Raw genomic sequence first — 16,468 nt, 5'->3', positions numbered from 1 at the left:
ATCCAGAAAAAAGCGATATAAATCGAGCTTTTAATTTTAAAAATTTAGCGTATGTGTGCTTTTTAATTACTGGATTCCCGCTTTCGCGGGAATGACAAGAGTACTATGATTTTTACCCTACTTCTTCTCCCCATACTTAGTGGTAGAATACTCAAAATGTAGAGCCTTGCCGTCAAATACTCTACTATAAGCATGATGAAGGCTACTTGCTGCTTCGGCAAAACCGGTAAGAATCAACTTAAGTTTACCGACATAATGAGCAATATCGCCAATGGCGTAAATACCTTCTATATTAGTTTGATAATAGGAATTATCTACCTCAATATGGTGAAGCTTAACATTTAAACCCCAATTTGCTAAGCTACCTAAATCTTGTTTTAAACCAAAAAACGGTAGTAATATATTGGCATCTAATTTGCGAGTATTATTTTGTAGATCTTTAACTATAACCGATTGAAGTTCACTATTATTACCATCTAAAGCATTTAATTGATAACCGGTTACTAACTCGATTTTACCGGTTTCTGCAATATGCCTTAATTGCCTTACGCTTTCAGGAGCTGCCGTAAATTTATCCCGCCTATGTACTAAATATATTTTATTTGCAATCTCCGAAAGAGAAATAGCCCAGTCAACAGCCGAATCACCACCGCCTGCTATAACTATATTTTTACCAGCAAATTTACTTTTATCATTAATGAAATAAAAAACCGATTTGCTTTCAAAGTCTTCAATATTTGCAAGGGGCGGTTTATTTGGACCGAATGAACCTACTCCTGCTGCAATAATAATAACTTTGCTTTTAATAAGAGTGTTTTTTGAGGTTTTAATTTCAAAAAAATCATCTTGTTTATTTAGCTCTATAGCTTGCTGATTTAAATGATATATAGGGTTAAAAGGAGCTGCTTGAAGCTCTAACTGTTTTATTAGCTCTTCTGCTGCAATTTTAGGATAAGCCGGTATATCGTAAATAGGTTTTTCGGGATATAAGGTAATACACTGACCGCCAATAACTTCTTGTGCATCAATAACATGACATTTCATGCCAAGCATTCCAGCTTGAAAAACTGCAAATAATCCAACCGGACCGGCACCTATTATTACAACATCAGTATTATACATTACTTTTTATATTTAAATTTTAAAAAGGATTTTATTGGATATTGAGGAAATAATCAAATAGATATTGATTTAATATGTCCTAACTTAGCCCAATTAAGAATTTTTTGATCTCTAGTAAGTAGGGTGACTCCAAGACATTTTGCTGTTGCTACAATAATTCTATCAGCAGGATCACCGTGAAAGTCGTCTATAAGAGAAATGCTTTCAGCAGCAATTTCCGGAGAAATATCTTTAATAGATAATCCATTGATATTTGTTATAGAATTCAGAAAATCCTTTATAGGTTCGTAAACATTAATACGCTTTTTAAAGTTAAGCATAGCTATTTCCCATAACGAGATAGAACTAAGAAATAATTGCGAATTTTCTTGAGCCAGATTGATTTTGTGTTTCGTTTGTTCTGATAGCTCTTCAGGTTGTAATAATGACCACAATAAAACATGGGTATCTAATACTAAACCATTATTAAATTATTAATGTTCTGCATTCCATTTTTCTTCTATTTGTTCTAATATATCCGCTTTTATTTCGGCTTTGTTTTTTAACATACCGAATATTGAGATCTTTTCAGTATTTATAGGTAATATTTGTGCTACTTCTCTATCTCTTTTGGTAATTATAATAGATTCTTTATCTGTTTGTAATTTTTCTATTATCTCAAGACAATGAGATTTAAATTGACTTATTGCTATTTTAGTAGCCATTTTTATACTCTGAAAAAATAAAACTATCATTATACTATAATAGTCAAATAAAATAGTCAATTATATTTCTATTTATAACAAGCTAATTTGGGTTAGTGATATTAATTTTTTTGTGGGAAAAATATCATAAACTTATATTTAAATATGACTATTTCTTAAACTAGCCTTGTAAAATCGTTAAAATTTGTCAAAGATTAATAATGAATATTAATTATTTTTATTAAAATTATGAAAAATAACTTTTAAAATTCTACGAAATATTATCGGTTTTATTATCTTAACTATAAGTGCAGGAAATAGCTTCGCCTCGTCTGCTAATGCTTTTTTCCTTGTTAGTGCAACGGTTTTACCGTCTTGTATAGTCACGGCTACTCCTTTAGCTTTTGGTACGTATGTTCCAACTGCTCTGATTCTTTGCAAACAAACACACTTACTATAACTTGTACTTTAGGTACTGGTTATACCGTTTCATTAAATGCCGGTACCGCACCTGCCGCTACAACAAGTACTCGCAAAATGACAGGCCTCGTTAACACTACTAGCTATTTACCTTATAATCTTTATTCTAATGCAGCAAGAACTCAAAATTGGGGAAATCAATCAAGCGACTGGGTACCGGGAACAGGTACGGGATTACCTCAAACGCTCACAATATACGGAAAAATACCTCAAGGGGCAAATGTTCCTTCTGATACTTATAACGATACAATTACAGTAATCGTAGCATATTGATATTATGAAAAAATATTTTTTAAGATTTCTACCTATTCTATTTATATTATTTACTTTTAATGTTTTTGCTAGTGCTACTATCGTACCTGTCAATATAGAGATAAGTAAAGATAATAAAATAGCAACTATGACGGTACAAAATAATGATTATACACCTAAAAAGTTTCAGCTACTTCTTTTAAAACGTGTGTATGAAAACGGTACAGAAGAATATAAAGAAACTACGGATTTAGTGGCAACTCCGGTAACATTTACCTTGCATGGCGGTAAAACGCAATTGATACGGTTAGCTTTTAAAAATACACAGAATTTTTCTACTAGAGAAAAAGACTATAGAATCATATTAAGAGAATTACCTCGTAGAGTAAAACTAGAGAATAGTGCTACCTCTACGGTAAATCTTGTTGTTCAACATAGTATACCTATAACAATATCAAGGTAATATCAATAGCAAATTATCTTTAACTTTAAATAAATAAGCTAATGTGCTTTTAAATAAAATAATATCAGTTTTTATAGGTATTATTTTATTTATACCGCTAAGCTTTGCAGATGAAATTATCTCCGAATCTCTTGAAGACAATTTACCTCAAACCACAGCGGATACAAATGTGCATGAGGATAAAATGTTAGGATCATTGCCCCAATTGCCTCTAGAAGTAGAATTTGAGAATAGCTCTAATGAAGTTGCGGGCGACAACGAATTGATTGTTTCTCTAAAAGTTAATTATACCGAAACCGATATATTCCCAACTATAGTGCAAAACACTCAAGGTCATTGTTTAATTCCTCTTGAAGATATAGAACATTTTGATGTCCAAGAAGATTATCTTAAACAGGGTCTCGTGAACTATCACGATACTGCATATATTAATTTAGATTTGCTCGAAGGTACTAAATATGATTTAAACTTCGAGAATTTAGATTTAAACATTACTTTTCCAGCGGAAAAAATGCAACCTCAATCATTTGATGCTTCAGGTGGTCCTATGCAAAATGTCGATACTAAACTTATTAGCGGTGCATATCTTAATTATGACATAACTCTTAGCCAAAATGATGATATTAATTATTTAGCCGGAGTAGAGGAACTTAATTATTTTACTGAAAACGGCGTATATAGCTATAGTTTTTTATTTCAAACCGAAGCCGTTAAATCAAATTTTTCTAAAGTCAAAAATACTGCAAGAAACCAAAATAAATTTACACGTTTAGAAACAAATTGGACATATGAGAATGTAGATAAAATGACTAATTGGCGGGTAGGGGGATAGCATAACTAAAGCATCTTCTTGGTCTAATTCAACTAGATTTGCCGGTATTCAGTATACTACTAATTTTGCGGTTAGACCGAATTTAGTTACTTATCCGTTACTGGATTTTAGAGGGAAATCAGAACTTCCAAGCAGTATAGAAATCAAATAGTGTGCCTATATATAATGCTAAAGCTCATATGGGGGATTTTGACGTAACAAACATTCCGGTTATTACCGGTAGAGGTGATTTAATAGTTAAAACGCAAGATATAACCGGTAAAGTTCAAACAATCACCATTCCTTATTATGCCTCACCGAGTTTATTGCACGAAGGGCTTTCAAATTTTTCTTATGAAGCAGGATTTCAAAGACAAGATTTTGCGATATAATATATAGCAATGATTATAAATATTTAGTTCTAAATACCGATTATATGCTTGGTATGAATGATTATTTAACAAGCGGCGGACATTTTGAATTTTTAAAAAATAATGGAGCAGTAGGGGTAACTAATAACTTAAAAATCGGAAATTTTGGAATTATAGGCATTTCAGCTGCAAGTAATATCAAAAATTTCGGTCGTTCTCAAAGAATTAATTGCGGTTATACTTATGAATCGGAATATTTTGATATTAATAGTAATTTAGATTGGAATAATAGCAATTATCAGGATGTATATAACTATCCCGATAAAACTTTTTCAAGTTTAAATTATCAGATTTCATCTAGCTGCGGTAATACCGATTTTGGTAATATAAGTGTTAATTTTTTGTCTTTTGTCGTAAATAACACAATACAACAAGGTAAACGTACAAATATATTATCATCGACTTATCAAAGGAATATTACTAAAAAAGGTTTCTTAAGTTTTACTATAGGTACTGATTTAAACAGTAAACGTAAAAATAATTTTGCCTATATGTCATTTAACTTCAATTTAGACGGTAATAAAAGTATTTCATTTACTATTCATATCAAAATAAATATCATACGAAGCAACTTGGTATTTCTTCACCGGTTACCTCAAATATGGGATGGGGATATAATATAATTAAAGCTAAAGCTACAAACTATAACGTACAGCTTAATCGTAACGGTAAAAATAACGATATTGGAGTTTATCTGCAGAAAAATGATATCGAAACAATGAAACAGTTTAATATCAAAGGAGGTATTGTCTCTATTGACAAAAGCTATTATGTGACGAGACCGATTACTGGAGGTCTTGCTTTGATTAAAGTTAAATAGTTTAAAAAATGTTGGAGTTTATAATAATAATCTATTAGCCGGTTATACTGATGATAAAGGTAAAATGCTTGTACCGAACGTTACATCATATGTTCCTTCTGAAATAAGACTAGATGATGAAAATCTACCTCTTAATACCGAGTTTGAGGAAATTGCTTTGAAAGTTGCTCCAAAAACAAAATCAGCAGTATTATTAATTAACATGATTATACCGGGAAATGCTACGGCGTTACTTGCAACATGTAATCCGTCAGTTCCAACCGTAAATTTCGGTACTTTTAATGCAGGGGCAGTTAGAACAACTTCCGTTACTGCCTCAGTTACATGTAGTGCTTTATTATCGCTGCTTGTTAGCTATACCGTAACTTTTAGTACAGGCTCTGCCGGTATTTATAATCCAAGAAATATGGTTAACGGGGTACGTAAGCTGAATTATAATTTATACAAAGATGCAGCTTTTACTCAAATACTCGGTAACGGGACTAGTAGTACGGTAACATTTACCGATAGCTACTTACTAGGTCTTGGACCGGTCACAAAAAACTATACCGTATATGCACGCCTGCCGTCACAACCTCTTGCCGCTGCCGGGACGTTTCAAGACACTATTACCGTAACCCAACCCATAGCTATATAATAGACTTCTTGCACAAATTGATTCACAGGATGCTGCACATTACCATCCGGTATTAGGAAGTTGTATTTTTATTATAACATTAAAAACAATTTAAGTTTTATATTACATAATTATTAATTTTAATTAATAATTATAATGTTATTACTATAACTACATTTAGTATTTTGTAGTTACTTAGGCTCTGTACATTTTTGATAGAATAATCTTAATTATGGTTATTTTTTGCTGCAAATTATAAGGTTTTTTTGAAATATGAATAACTATTTCTGCAAAAAAAAGCAAAAGTACACAGAACCAATATTTTTAACTTAAATAAAGGTCGAATTTATGAAAAATGAAGAACAACAAAATCAACCAGCTCCAAAACATGGTCGAATAATATTCCCTCTTTACACAATGGGAAAAGTTTGTGTAGATAAGAAGCTAATAAATGAAGAGTGGAAACTTAACGGATTTGAAACAGGGAAAGGAAGTGATGAGCGTTTTGGAAATGATGTTGCAGGGGAACCGCTACCATTAGATGGGCATATCCTTAATGGTGGGCGTACAGATGATACAGATTGGGTAAATGCTACCAATGAAGAAATAAGAGCGGAATTAAAAGATTCAACGTTTAACTGGATAAACTTTGCTATACCATTAGAAGGTGAGAAAAAGCTTAATAGAATGGGATTATACTGCATCACATAAAACTCGCGGTTATATAGTGCAAATGACAAAGGCAGAGTTTACCTTTGAAAATAGACTGAAACACGACGATTTAGAAGAAATTTATAGTGAACTTTCTGATAAATTCCCTTACTGGGATCATACATTAGCTCCTTCTAAAACGATTGAAGTAGCTTTTCCGGACAGAGACCCAGGATATTATGTTGTAGAAGTTGATTGGATAGTAGCCGACACACCACGTAAATTTGTTTCATCATTTATTGTTGAATATAAGGATGAGGTTTCACCGATAGGTCTTAATACGAATGATGGAGAATGCCTTTAACGTTATTCCTGCGTAGACCGATAAAACCCACTATGTTACCCCGTGGCTTGCTAACTAGGTCCATAAAAACAACAAAAAATACTAATAATTTTAGTATTTTTAACTGGATCCCGTGGTCAAGCCACGGGATGACAGAGGTGAAGTTGGTCCACGCAACAACGCCTCCTCACAATGAAGGGGCGGTATCCACGCAACGTTGCCTTACTTCCGCAGGGTAAGACTGCTTATGCCTTAGGAAAGCATAATATTTGTAAAAACTATTCTATATAGTAACCAAGAGTGATTTGTGTCAAGTCAAAAATCTAAAAAAAAAATAAATATTTATATTGAATAAATTATTATTCTCGTGTCTACTTAGGTGAAGATTCTATACACTGAATATGGTGTCATTTTTTCAAAATAAGCATTATAAATAATGCCTACAACCCCATTAGTACCTATAATGAACACGCTTAGAAAAAATAAATTTCAAATAACTATAAACAACAACCACAACAATTTACTTACTCCTTTCGGTAAAGCTATTCTGCGAGATCGATATCTTATGAAAGGTGAGGATTTTCAAGATTTATTTGCAAGAGTTTCTAGTTATTATGCCGAAAATAAACAGCATGCTCAGAAGTTATATGAATATATGAGTAAAATGTGGTTTATGCCGGCAACACCAATCTTAAGTAACGGCGGAACGGATAGGGGACTTCCTATTTCATGCTTCTTAAATGAGACTGATGACAGCTTAGACGATATAGTAAATTTATGGACGGAAAATGTTTGGCTTGCTGCACGCGGCGGCGGGATTGGAAGTTATTGGGGTAATGTTCGTTCTATTAATGAAGGGATTCGTGATAAAGGTCATTCATCCGGTATTATACCGTTTATTAAAGTAATGGATTCTATGACTCTTGCTATTTCGCAAGGTTCTATTAGACGAGGTTCATCAGCTGTATATTTGCCTATTAATCACCCTGAAATTGAAGAATTTATTGATATAAGACGTCCGACAGGTGGGGATGTTAACCGAAAAGCTCTTAATATTCATCACGGTATAGCTATAACCGATGAATTTATGAAAGCCGTTGAAAACAATACGGATTTTGACCTTGTTAGTCCTGCTACCAAAAAAGTTGTAAATAAAGTTAGAGCAAGAGATTTATGGGTTAAATTATTAACTACTAGAATAGAAACGGGTGAGCCTTACTTGTTATTTATCGATAGTGTTAATAAATCCATACCTGAGCATCATAAAAAATTAGGACTTCAAGTTAAAATGTCCAATCTTTGTAGCGAAATTACATTGCCTACGGGAATTGACCATCTAGGAAAGTCAAGAACTGCCATTTGCTGCCTTTCTTCTTTAAATTTAGAGTATTATGAAGAGTGGAAAGATGATAAAGGATTTATCCATTCTATTATGTTGTTCCTTGATAATGTTTTAGAAGACTTTATTAATAAAGCACCGGATACTATGGCAAGAGCTAAATATTCGGCTTTGCGTGAACGAAGCGTTGGACTTGGCGTAATGGGATTCCACTCATTTTTGCAAATGAAAAAAGTACCGATAGAATCGGTTATGGCAAAAGTTTGGAATAAAAAAATATTTGAATATATATCTGCTGAAGCTGATAAGGCCTCAATAGAAATCGGTAAAGAAAAAGGAGCATGTCCTGATGCTCTAGATGCAGGAAGTAATGAACGATTTAGCAATAAAACTGCAATAGCACCCACCGCTTCAATTTCGGTAATAGCAGGTAATGCCTCACCCGGAATAGAGCCGTTTGCCGCTAATAGCTTTGTACAAAAGACTTTAACCGGTTCTTTTAACGTGCGTAACAAACATTTAGAAAAGTTATTAGAAGAGAAAGGATTTAATAATGATCAAGTTTGGTCTTCGATTGCAACACATGAAGGATCAGTACAACATTTAACATTTTTATCCGAAGAAGAAAAACAGGTTTTCAAAACCGCTTACGAAATTGATCAGAATTGGCTAATTGAACTGGCAAGCGATCGTACTCCTTACATTACGCAAGCACAATCTTTAAACATCTTTTTACCGGGGAATGTTAGTAAGAAATATTTAAATAATATTCATTTTAAAGCCTGGAAAAAAGGAGTAAAAAGTTTATATTACTGTAGATCGACATCAATACAGCGAGCCGATAAAGTGTCGCATGATGTACTAAAAGCAGATTTTAAAGACTTAGAGAAACAAAACGATAAGTTAGCAGAAGCCGGTAATTACGAAGAATGCTTAGCTTGTCAGTAAGGATTAGGTGTGTTGTTGTATTGATTAATGTCATTATAACTCTGTATTACCTAACCGTCATTGCGAGCGACTGTAAGGAGCGTGGCAATCTCGTCAAATATCCTGAGATTGCTTCGTTAATTATTTCATAATTTCCTCGCAATGGCGAAAAACCAAAGCCATAAATATAAAAAAATAAAAGAAAAAATTATGTCATTACTTGATGCAAGTCCAATTTATAAACCGTTTTCATATCCATGGGCGTATGAAGCTTGGCACACTCAACAAAAAATTCATTGGTTACCGGAAGAAGTACCGCTTGCCGATGATGTTAAAGATTGGAAATATAACTTAACTCCAGGGGAAAAACATCTATTAACGCAAATATTTCGTTTTTTTACACAGGCAGATATTGAAGTGAATAATTGCTATATGAAGCATTACTCACGAGTATTTAAACCGACTGAAATATTAATGATGTTATCGGCATTTTCTAATATGGAAACGGTACATATTGCAGCATATTCACATTTACTTGATACGGTAGGTATGCCGGAAGTAGAATATTCAGCATTTCTTAAATATAAGGAAATGAAAGACAAGTATGATTATATGCAGCAATTTGGAGTGGATACCAAAGAAGATATAGCAACTACACTCGCAGTATTTGGAGCTTTTACCGAAGGATTACAACTATTTGCTTCTTTTGCGATTATGCTTAATTTCCCTCGTTTTAATAAAATGAAAGGTATGGGTCAGATTATTGCTTGGTCAGTGCGTGATGAAACACTTCATACTAATTCAATTATTACTCTGTTCAAGACTTTTGTAAGAGAGAATCCTGAAGTTTGGACGGAAACTTTACGTAAACGTATTTATGAAGCTTGTACGACTATTGTGCATTTTGAAGATGCCTTTATTGAACTTGCTTTTGAAGTCGGCGGTATTGAGGGGTTAACGGCATATGAAGTAAGACAATATATTCGTTATATTGCCGATCGTCGTTTAATGCAGCTAGGACTCAAAGACGTATATTTGGTAAATCATAACCCGCTTCCTTGGCTTGATGAAATGCTAAACGGAGTCGAGCATACAAACTTTTTTGAAAATAGAGCGACTGAATATTCAAAAGCAGCGACTACCGGTTCATGGGAAGAAGTATTCACTGAGATGGACGCCAAAAGCGGAGGCTAAATAATATACTTAGATAGAACTTGAAAAATTGGCAGCCATGTCTTCGTAAGTCCTCGGATGCTGAACATGTTGTGTCGAAGTATACATATTAACAACAAGAATAAAAAAAATTAAAAATACCTAATCTTTATTTTTAAAAATTTTTTAAAATAGATTTAGAATATTTAAAAATTTCGAGTAATTTTATGGCTGTTATAAATAATAAAAACTATCAAAAAGTTGTAGAAAAAGTTTTATCTTCTTCTAAAGCTAATAAAGTATTAAAGAGTGCAATTAAGGACTTATCGTCTTCAAAGAGTATAAGTTTAAGAACGATGTTACTCGGAGCAAGGTTTGTTTTAACTAATCCTGTAAATAGTTATAATCTTGTTAAGTTTGCTAAATCCTCTAATATATATCTTGATCCGGAATTTCAAAAATCACTTCTTGAAAAATCTCCAATATGGGAATTTTTAAAAAAACATTCAGATGATTTGCCTAAAATAGGTCAAATCTTAGCAAATGCGGGCTTTAGAGAATTTCAAGATAAGAGTGCTTTAGATAAAAAGGGACTCGAAATACTAAAAGAATGTTTTAAAAATGAAAAAGTACTTAAAAAACTTCAAGAAATTGCAGTTGAAGTAAAGCAAGAGCTACCGGACTGGAATAAAGTGACTTCTAGAACTTTAGATATGCTGGTTACCGATAAAAATTTCAAAAAATTCTTTAATGAAAAGAGCGAAGATATTACAAATTATATACGCACCGGAGCAACTGAAATACTTCCAAGCGATTATATAAAAACTTTTGATGATATATTACAAAAACCCGAAAAGAAAAATTTATTAAAAATATTTAATGAACATCCTGATTTTAAGCAAGAACTGGCTGAAAATATAAACAATCCTAATACTCTAAAAAGGTTTAATAAGTTATCTCCTGAAAAACAACTAATTATTGAAAGTTTCTTAGCAGAAGTAAAAGAACAAGCTAAACCTTTCTTAAAAGAACATTTTGAAAGCTACAAAATCGATCTTAAAATTTTAGATATTATTCCTACTTTATTAAATAAAATTCCTGAGACAAAAGAGATTTTTGATACTCTTAACGCTCCAAATCAAGGTGTAATGATATCTCTTGAAAAATCCTTAGAAATGGTAGCGGGTGATGATAAATTAAAAGGTTTTTTTGCTAATAATAAAACAATCTTACCAAATATTGCTTTAGGTATTATTGAAAATACTCCTAGCGTACAAAGCATAACAAAAGAATATAATTTTGATAAACAAATGCTTAGTATAGTAGGCGAAGTTATGTCAAAACCGGAAATTGCTCATGAGATTATTGCAGACTTAAATAAAGGCGATTATATGAGTTTAACCGGTAATATAATCTCTGCACTTAATGATCATTCATTTAAATTAAAAGATATATTAGTAGAGCAAAGTAAAGAAGGTCTATTTGATAATTTAATTACAGGAGTTTTAGAACAAGATGAAAAAAATAGCCAAACTATAAAACAACAACTTATAAATTACGGTCTGGAAGTGAGTGATATTACAAAGCTAACGAGCATAATGCCTATATTACTTGATAAACCTGAATCATTAAAAAAGGTTTTTCGAGATTTTATTAAAGGTGATTATACGGGAATGGCAAAAGAGTTAATAGCTTTAACTAAAGGTAATCCTGAGATTAAGCGATATTTAAACGATAATAGAGAAATATTTGCAAGTATTTTAGATAAAACTTTAAAAGATATACCGGGCATAAATAACCTTGATAAGAAAGAATTATATAATGTACTTCCATCAATGTTAAACCATCCTGATGAATTAGTTAAAGTTATAGAAGAGGTTGAACAAAGTAATTATCGTGGAGCCGCTAGTGCTATATATAATTTAGCTCAAAAAACCAATTATTTTGAAGGGCAATTGCCGAATATTATAAAAGCAGGTTTTAACTATGCTACTGAAAAAGTAAAAGACGTATTTAGTCCATCACAAGATTTTAAAGATAAAACTATAGATGAAATTACTCTTAGAAATTATTTAAATAAAATACAAAATGGAAAATTCAGCTTAGAGGGAGCTATATTAGTAGGTAATTTATCTAATATTGACTTCTCAGGCGTATCATTAAAAAATGCAGATTTAACTAAAGTAACTTCTTTAAAAGATTGTAATTTTAAAAATACTAATTTAGCCGAGACTAAATTACCTGACAATTTAATACTACTTACTGATACTTACAATCTCGATAAGGCTATCCCTCCTTTAGCACCTGAACTAATTAAAGAACAACAAGCAAAATTAATTGATAAGGCAATTGATAAAGTATTTTTACAAATACAAGCCGAAGAAAAAAGAAATTTACTTAGTAAAAAAGAATTTGCTCAACAGGTAAATATATTATGCGAAGAAAATCAAACGATTAAAGACTATATTATAGAGAAACTAAATTCATTACCTATGAATATGGTTACTAACCTAGCTACTTCTAAAACAAATCAATATAAACATATTACAAATCATGTAAATTCTCCATTACAAATATTGAACCCTTTATATGAAAATATTGCAAATAAACAAGATATTAAGAGTAATTTATTGGCAAATATTTTAAGCGAGAAAATATCACAAAAACTTTTTGATAAAGGTGATAATAGAGGTGAAGATTTTTACATGATTAATCAGATGCTAAAACCTATCGTTTCTGAATATTCTAAAGAGAATCCCGATAATATAAATAATTTTTTAGAGCCGAAAAATCTAGAAAAGTTAGCAAGTAATATTGCCTCTACTTTAAATTCTAAATCTAAATATACTTGGGCAGGCACTATTACCGGTGGAATTTATTTACCAAAAGAAATCTTCAATGAACAGTTAAAAGATAATTTTAAGAATGAGTTTGAAAATATTAATAAACTAAATGTTTTAAAAGAAGCAAAAAATATAGTTTCAAATTTAGATAGTAAAGTGCATATAGTAGATAATCACGATAAATCACATACTTACGAATCATTACCTACAAAAAATAAAAAAAATACACAGATAACTCCATAAATCTTAGATCAAATTGATTTAATTATCATATTATGCAATAAAAATTAAAATATTTAAGTAGTTCTTAATTTATTTCTTTGAATCAATTTTAAGATAATTTAATGTTTATGTAATTAAATACATTTCATTATTTTTATGGCAGTTACAAATTCCATTAAAGATATTAAATTAAAGAATTTTAATAAAACTGTTAAAAGGACATTATCTTCTCCTGATGCAGACAAGGCATTTACAATGCTTTATTTATGACCTCGCATCTCCAAAGAAAAAAATATTACCCGTTAGCATAGGAGCATTATTAAAAGGTGCGAAGTTTGCTTTAACTAATCCCGTAAATAGTTATAATCTTGTTAAACTTGCAAGCTCCTCTGATATATATCTTGATTCAAACTTTCAAAAATCCGTTCTTGAAAAATCTGAAATATGGGATTTTCTAAAAAAACATGCAGATGATTTACCAAAAATAGGGCAAATCTTAGCAAAAGCAGGTTTTAGAGAATTTCAAGAAGGTAGTTTTCTAGATAAAAAGGGCCTTACAACATTAAAAGAATGTTTTAAAAATGATAATGTACTTAAAAGCATTAAAGAAATCGCAATTGAGCTAAAGCAAGATGTACCCGACTATAATAAAGTGACTTCTAAAACATTAGAAATGTTATCTACCGATAAAAATTTCTTGAAATTTTTTAATGAAAAAGGAAAAGATATCGCAGATTATATACGTACCGGAGCAACAGAAATACTTCCAAGCGACTATATAAAAGCTTTTGATGATATATTACAAAAACCTCAGGGTAAGGATACATATGCAAAAGTTATAAAAATATTTAATGAACATCCTGAGTTTAAACAAGAGCTGGCTGAAAATATAAACAATCCTACTGCTCTAAAAAGGTTTAATAAATTATCTCCTGAAAAACAAATAATTATAGAAGGCTTCTTAATAGAAACTAAAGAACAAGCTAAACCTTTTTTAAAAGAATATTTTGAAGGCTATAAAGTTGATCCTAGTATTGTAGATACTATTCCTACTTTATTAAATAAAATGCCTGAAACAAAAGAGATTTTTGATACTCTTAATGCTCCAAATCAAGGAGTAATGTTAGCTCTTGAGAAATCTTTAGAAATGGTAGCAGGCGACGATAAATTAAAAAGTTTTTTTGCTGATAATAAAACAGTCTTACCAGATATTGCCTCAGCTATTATTGAAAATACTCCGAATATACAAAGCATGACGAAAGAATATAATTTCGATAAACAAATGCTTAGTATAGTAGGCGAAGTTATGTCAAAACTGGAAATTGCACATGCTATTATTACAGATATAAATAAAGGCGATTATATGAACGTAACAAGCCGTGTAATTAATGCTTTTAACGAGCCTTCATTTAAGTTTAAAGATATATTAGTAGAGCAAAGTAAAGAAGGTTTATTCGATAATTTAATTAAAGGGGTTTTAGAACAAGATGAAAAAAAATAGCCAAACTATAAAACAACAGCTTGTAAATTATGGGCTAGAAACAAAAGATGTTACAAAACTTACGAATGTAATGCCTATATTACTTGATAATCCTGAATCATTAAAAAAGGTTTTTGATGGCTTTGTTAAAGGTGATTATACAGGACTAGCTAAAGAATTGGTAATGTTAACTAAAGATAATCCCGAAATCAAAAAATACTTAAACGATAATAAAGAAATATTTGCAAGTATTTTAGATAAAACTTTAAAAGATGTACCCGGTATAAATAAGCTCGATAATAAAGAATTATATAATATACTAACACCTATGCTCAATCAACCGGATAAGCTGGTTCAAATCTTAGAAAATATTGAAAATAAAAAATATATTAATGTCGCTACTAGTATAGGTAGTTTAGTTTGGAAAGAAGGTCAAACACTGAATATTATAAAACAAATACCAAATGTCGTTAAAGCGGGAGTTGGTTATTTTAAATCTGATAAGGTACCTGTAGAATTAGAAAATAAAGTTCCGGCTGATGTATTAAAAGAAGCACAAAACATCGTCTCAAATTTAAATAGTAAGATTAATATTGTAGGATCTAAAACAAATACACTTTCCATTACTCCTATTTCTAATAATAAAAAGAAAGAAGAAATAAATAGATAAACTATATATAGCAAAAAAGAGATATTATTAATTTGTCATTCCGTGGCTACGACCACGGAATCCAGGGCTTTTAAAGATTTTTTATTACATAGTTTTTTTAAAGTAAAGCTTTTTTTAAAAGCTTTACTTTACTGGATTCCCGCATACGCGGGAATGACATGGAACGAAAAATGTCCAGTACTATAGAATAAATCACGGGATGACAGCGTATCATTTTTATTTCGCTCCAGTTATAGTAATATTTAATATTTGTGCAAACTCTTCTTGGTTAGAATATTCTAATGTAGTTTTATCTTGTATCTGATTTTTAAACCAAGTAACTTGTCTTTTAGCATAATGACGGGTTCGTATTTGAGCTGCATTTAAAGCCTCATCTAAAGTAAGGTTACCGTCTAAATAAGCTAAAATTTCTTTTACTCCTACTGCTTTTAAATTTGAATAATCTTGCAGGGTGAATTGTTTTTTTATCAAAGCGATTTCGTCAATTGCCCCTTCTTTAAATATCTTATCTAAACGCTCATCGCATGTCTTATACAAAAATTTTCGTTCAGGATTTAAGAAAATAATTTTGAAATTAAAATCAGATAAGATTTGTTCTTTTGGTAAAGTTTGAAAGGAAAAAATAGATTTACCGGTTTGCAAGAATACTTCATAAGCTCTAATTAAACGCTGAGTATCATTTTGGTTTATTTTAGAAGCAGCAAGCGTGTCAAGCTCCTCTAATTTATTCCATAATTCTATATTACCTATTTCAGTATGTAAGTTTCTTACTTGTTCTCGTAAATCTTCTGATATATCAGGAATATTATTATAGCCGAAAACTAAAGAATTGATATATAAACCCGTTCCACCTATTAATATAGGGAGTTTGCCTCTCGCAGCTATTTCTTTTATTTTTTCTGTCGCAAGTTTTAGATATTTTATTACTGAGAAATCTTCCGTAATTGATAGAAAATTATATAAATGGTAAGTAACTTCAGCTGTATAGCTTTTCGGAGGGGAGGCGGTAATAATAGGGATTTTTTTGTAAACTTGCATTGAATCAATGTTTACTATCTCTCCATTATAAGCTTTGGCAAATTCATGACCTAAATAAGATTTTCCGCTAGCAGTCGGCCCGCATAGTATTACTATTTCTTTCTTTGTCACTGATATATAGTTAG

General features: G+C 31.1%; 19 protein-coding genes and 1 pseudogene. 15 read left to right on the top strand and 5 right to left on the bottom strand.

The window, feature by feature from the left end; translation table 11 throughout:
- Positions 1-117: 117 nt before the first annotated feature.
- From AC5587_RS05040 to AC5587_RS05025, 4 genes are all read right to left on the bottom strand, one after another.
- A complete protein-coding gene (locus AC5587_RS05040; protein ID WP_499162001.1) occupies positions 118-1,122 on the bottom strand; it encodes an NAD(P)/FAD-dependent oxidoreductase in 1,005 nt (334 codons plus the stop codon).
- Between the two features lie 53 nt (positions 1,123-1,175).
- Positions 1,176-1,556: a type II toxin-antitoxin system VapC family toxin gene (locus AC5587_RS05035; RefSeq protein WP_499162000.1), complete on the bottom strand. Its 381-nt coding sequence runs from the start codon at positions 1,554-1,556 to the stop codon at positions 1,176-1,178.
- 39 nt (positions 1,557-1,595) lie between these two features.
- On the bottom strand, positions 1,596-1,826 hold the full coding sequence (locus AC5587_RS05030) for a type II toxin-antitoxin system Phd/YefM family antitoxin (protein ID WP_499161998.1): 231 nt from the start codon (positions 1,824-1,826) through the stop codon (positions 1,596-1,598).
- A gap of 207 nt (positions 1,827-2,033) precedes the next feature.
- Positions 2,034-2,246 carry a hypothetical protein gene (locus AC5587_RS05025; RefSeq protein WP_499161997.1) on the bottom strand — a complete coding sequence of 71 codons (213 nt, stop codon included), beginning with the start codon at positions 2,244-2,246 and terminating at the stop codon, positions 2,034-2,036.
- Between AC5587_RS05025 and AC5587_RS05020 the strand changes: the two genes are divergently transcribed.
- From AC5587_RS05020 to AC5587_RS04950, 15 genes and pseudogenes are all read left to right on the top strand, one after another.
- A complete protein-coding gene (locus tag AC5587_RS05020; protein ID WP_499161995.1) occupies positions 2,241-2,558 on the top strand; it encodes a Csu type fimbrial protein in 318 nt (105 codons plus the stop codon). The two genes, AC5587_RS05025 and AC5587_RS05020, sit on opposite strands and share 6 nt — an antisense overlap.
- A 127-nt stretch (positions 2,559-2,685) precedes the next feature.
- Positions 2,686-3,000, top strand: coding sequence for a fimbria/pilus periplasmic chaperone (locus tag AC5587_RS05015; protein WP_499162999.1), 315 nt, complete (start codon positions 2,686-2,688; stop codon positions 2,998-3,000).
- Between the two features lie 43 nt (positions 3,001-3,043).
- A complete protein-coding gene (locus AC5587_RS05010; protein ID WP_499161994.1) occupies positions 3,044-3,832 on the top strand; it encodes a hypothetical protein in 789 nt (262 codons plus the stop codon).
- Positions 3,833-3,984: 152 nt separating this feature from the next.
- Positions 3,985-4,203, top strand: a complete 219-nt coding sequence (locus AC5587_RS05005) for a fimbria/pilus outer membrane usher protein (protein WP_499161992.1) — start codon at positions 3,985-3,987, stop codon at positions 4,201-4,203.
- Positions 4,204-4,256: 53 nt separating this feature from the next.
- A complete protein-coding gene (locus AC5587_RS05000) occupies positions 4,257-4,865 on the top strand; it encodes a hypothetical protein (RefSeq protein ID WP_499161991.1) in 609 nt (202 codons plus the stop codon).
- Positions 4,844-5,062 (top strand): hypothetical protein, encoded by a 219-nt coding sequence (locus AC5587_RS04995; RefSeq protein ID WP_499161989.1) that lies wholly within the window; start codon positions 4,844-4,846, stop codon positions 5,060-5,062. The genes AC5587_RS05000 and AC5587_RS04995 overlap by 22 nt, the downstream gene beginning before the upstream one ends.
- A gap of 202 nt (positions 5,063-5,264) precedes the next feature.
- A pseudogene (locus tag AC5587_RS04990) lies at positions 5,265-5,687 on the top strand (spore coat protein U domain-containing protein); the annotation flags it as partial.
- 339 nt (positions 5,688-6,026) lie between these two features.
- Positions 6,027-6,389, top strand: coding sequence for a chitin-binding protein (locus AC5587_RS04985; RefSeq protein WP_499161987.1), 363 nt, complete (start codon positions 6,027-6,029; stop codon positions 6,387-6,389).
- A gap of 22 nt (positions 6,390-6,411) precedes the next feature.
- Positions 6,412-6,693: a hypothetical protein gene (locus tag AC5587_RS04980; protein WP_499161986.1), complete on the top strand. Its 282-nt coding sequence runs from the start codon at positions 6,412-6,414 to the stop codon at positions 6,691-6,693.
- Complete coding sequence (locus AC5587_RS04975) at positions 6,684-6,911, top strand: hypothetical protein (protein ID WP_499161984.1); 228 nt, start codon at positions 6,684-6,686, stop codon at positions 6,909-6,911. Before AC5587_RS04980 ends, AC5587_RS04975 begins: the two co-directional genes overlap by 10 nt.
- 224 nt (positions 6,912-7,135) lie before the next feature.
- A complete protein-coding gene (locus tag AC5587_RS04970) occupies positions 7,136-8,959 on the top strand; it encodes a ribonucleoside-diphosphate reductase subunit alpha (RefSeq protein ID WP_499162998.1) in 1,824 nt (607 codons plus the stop codon).
- 189 nt (positions 8,960-9,148) lie between these two features.
- Positions 9,149-10,132 (top strand): ribonucleotide-diphosphate reductase subunit beta, encoded by a 984-nt coding sequence (locus AC5587_RS04965; protein WP_032138612.1) that lies wholly within the window; start codon positions 9,149-9,151, stop codon positions 10,130-10,132.
- Positions 10,133-10,317: 185 nt separating this feature from the next.
- The gene (locus AC5587_RS04960; RefSeq protein WP_499161983.1) at positions 10,318-13,176 is read left to right on the top strand and encodes a pentapeptide repeat-containing protein; all 2,859 of its coding nucleotides are present in this window, start codon (positions 10,318-10,320) and stop codon (positions 13,174-13,176) included.
- Positions 13,177-13,390: 214 nt separating this feature from the next.
- Positions 13,391-14,656, top strand: coding sequence for a hypothetical protein (locus AC5587_RS04955; RefSeq protein ID WP_499161981.1), 1,266 nt, complete (start codon positions 13,391-13,393; stop codon positions 14,654-14,656).
- 163 nt (positions 14,657-14,819) lie between these two features.
- Positions 14,820-15,305, top strand: coding sequence for a hypothetical protein (locus AC5587_RS04950; protein WP_499162997.1), 486 nt, complete (start codon positions 14,820-14,822; stop codon positions 15,303-15,305).
- A 216-nt stretch (positions 15,306-15,521) separates the two neighbouring features.
- Here AC5587_RS04950 and miaA read toward each other — a convergent pair whose 3' ends face one another.
- Complete coding sequence (gene miaA, locus AC5587_RS04945; RefSeq protein WP_499161980.1) at positions 15,522-16,454, bottom strand: tRNA (adenosine(37)-N6)-dimethylallyltransferase MiaA; 933 nt, start codon at positions 16,452-16,454, stop codon at positions 15,522-15,524.
- Between the last annotated feature and the right edge of the window lie 14 nt (positions 16,455-16,468).

The sequence above is a fragment of the Rickettsia endosymbiont of Hedychridium roseum genome (assembly GCF_964028255.1).
Lineage (GTDB): Bacteria > Pseudomonadota > Alphaproteobacteria > Rickettsiales > Rickettsiaceae > Rickettsia > Rickettsia asembonensis.
This window is presented reverse-complemented; position numbering and strand designations above follow the sequence as displayed.

Bases quoted from the DNA above. Each gene is read 5' to 3' on its own strand.
- AC5587_RS04960 (WP_499161983.1), top strand. From the start codon at position 10,318: ATGGCTGTTATAAATAATAAAAACTATCAAAAAGTTGTAGAAAAAGTT.
- AC5587_RS04975 (WP_499161984.1), top strand. From the start codon at position 6,684: ATGCCTTTAACGTTATTCCTGCGTAGACCGATAAAACCCACTATGTTA.
- AC5587_RS04950 (WP_499162997.1), top strand. From the start codon at position 14,820: ATGTTAACTAAAGATAATCCCGAAATCAAAAAATACTTAAACGATAAT.
- AC5587_RS04965 (WP_032138612.1), top strand. From the start codon at position 9,149: ATGTCATTACTTGATGCAAGTCCAATTTATAAACCGTTTTCATATCCA.
- AC5587_RS05030 (WP_499161998.1), bottom strand. From the start codon at position 1,826: ATGGCTACTAAAATAGCAATAAGTCAATTTAAATCTCATTGTCTTGAG.
- AC5587_RS05015 (WP_499162999.1), top strand. From the start codon at position 2,686: ATGACGGTACAAAATAATGATTATACACCTAAAAAGTTTCAGCTACTT.
- AC5587_RS04970 (WP_499162998.1), top strand. From the start codon at position 7,136: ATGAACACGCTTAGAAAAAATAAATTTCAAATAACTATAAACAACAAC.
- AC5587_RS04995 (WP_499161989.1), top strand. From the start codon at position 4,844: ATGGGATGGGGATATAATATAATTAAAGCTAAAGCTACAAACTATAAC.
- AC5587_RS04980 (WP_499161986.1), top strand. From the start codon at position 6,412: ATGACAAAGGCAGAGTTTACCTTTGAAAATAGACTGAAACACGACGAT.
- AC5587_RS04985 (WP_499161987.1), top strand. From the start codon at position 6,027: ATGAAAAATGAAGAACAACAAAATCAACCAGCTCCAAAACATGGTCGA.
- AC5587_RS04955 (WP_499161981.1), top strand. From the start codon at position 13,391: ATGCAGACAAGGCATTTACAATGCTTTATTTATGACCTCGCATCTCCA.
- AC5587_RS05040 (WP_499162001.1), bottom strand. From the start codon at position 1,122: ATGTATAATACTGATGTTGTAATAATAGGTGCCGGTCCGGTTGGATTA.
- AC5587_RS05000 (WP_499161991.1), top strand. From the start codon at position 4,257: ATGAATGATTATTTAACAAGCGGCGGACATTTTGAATTTTTAAAAAAT.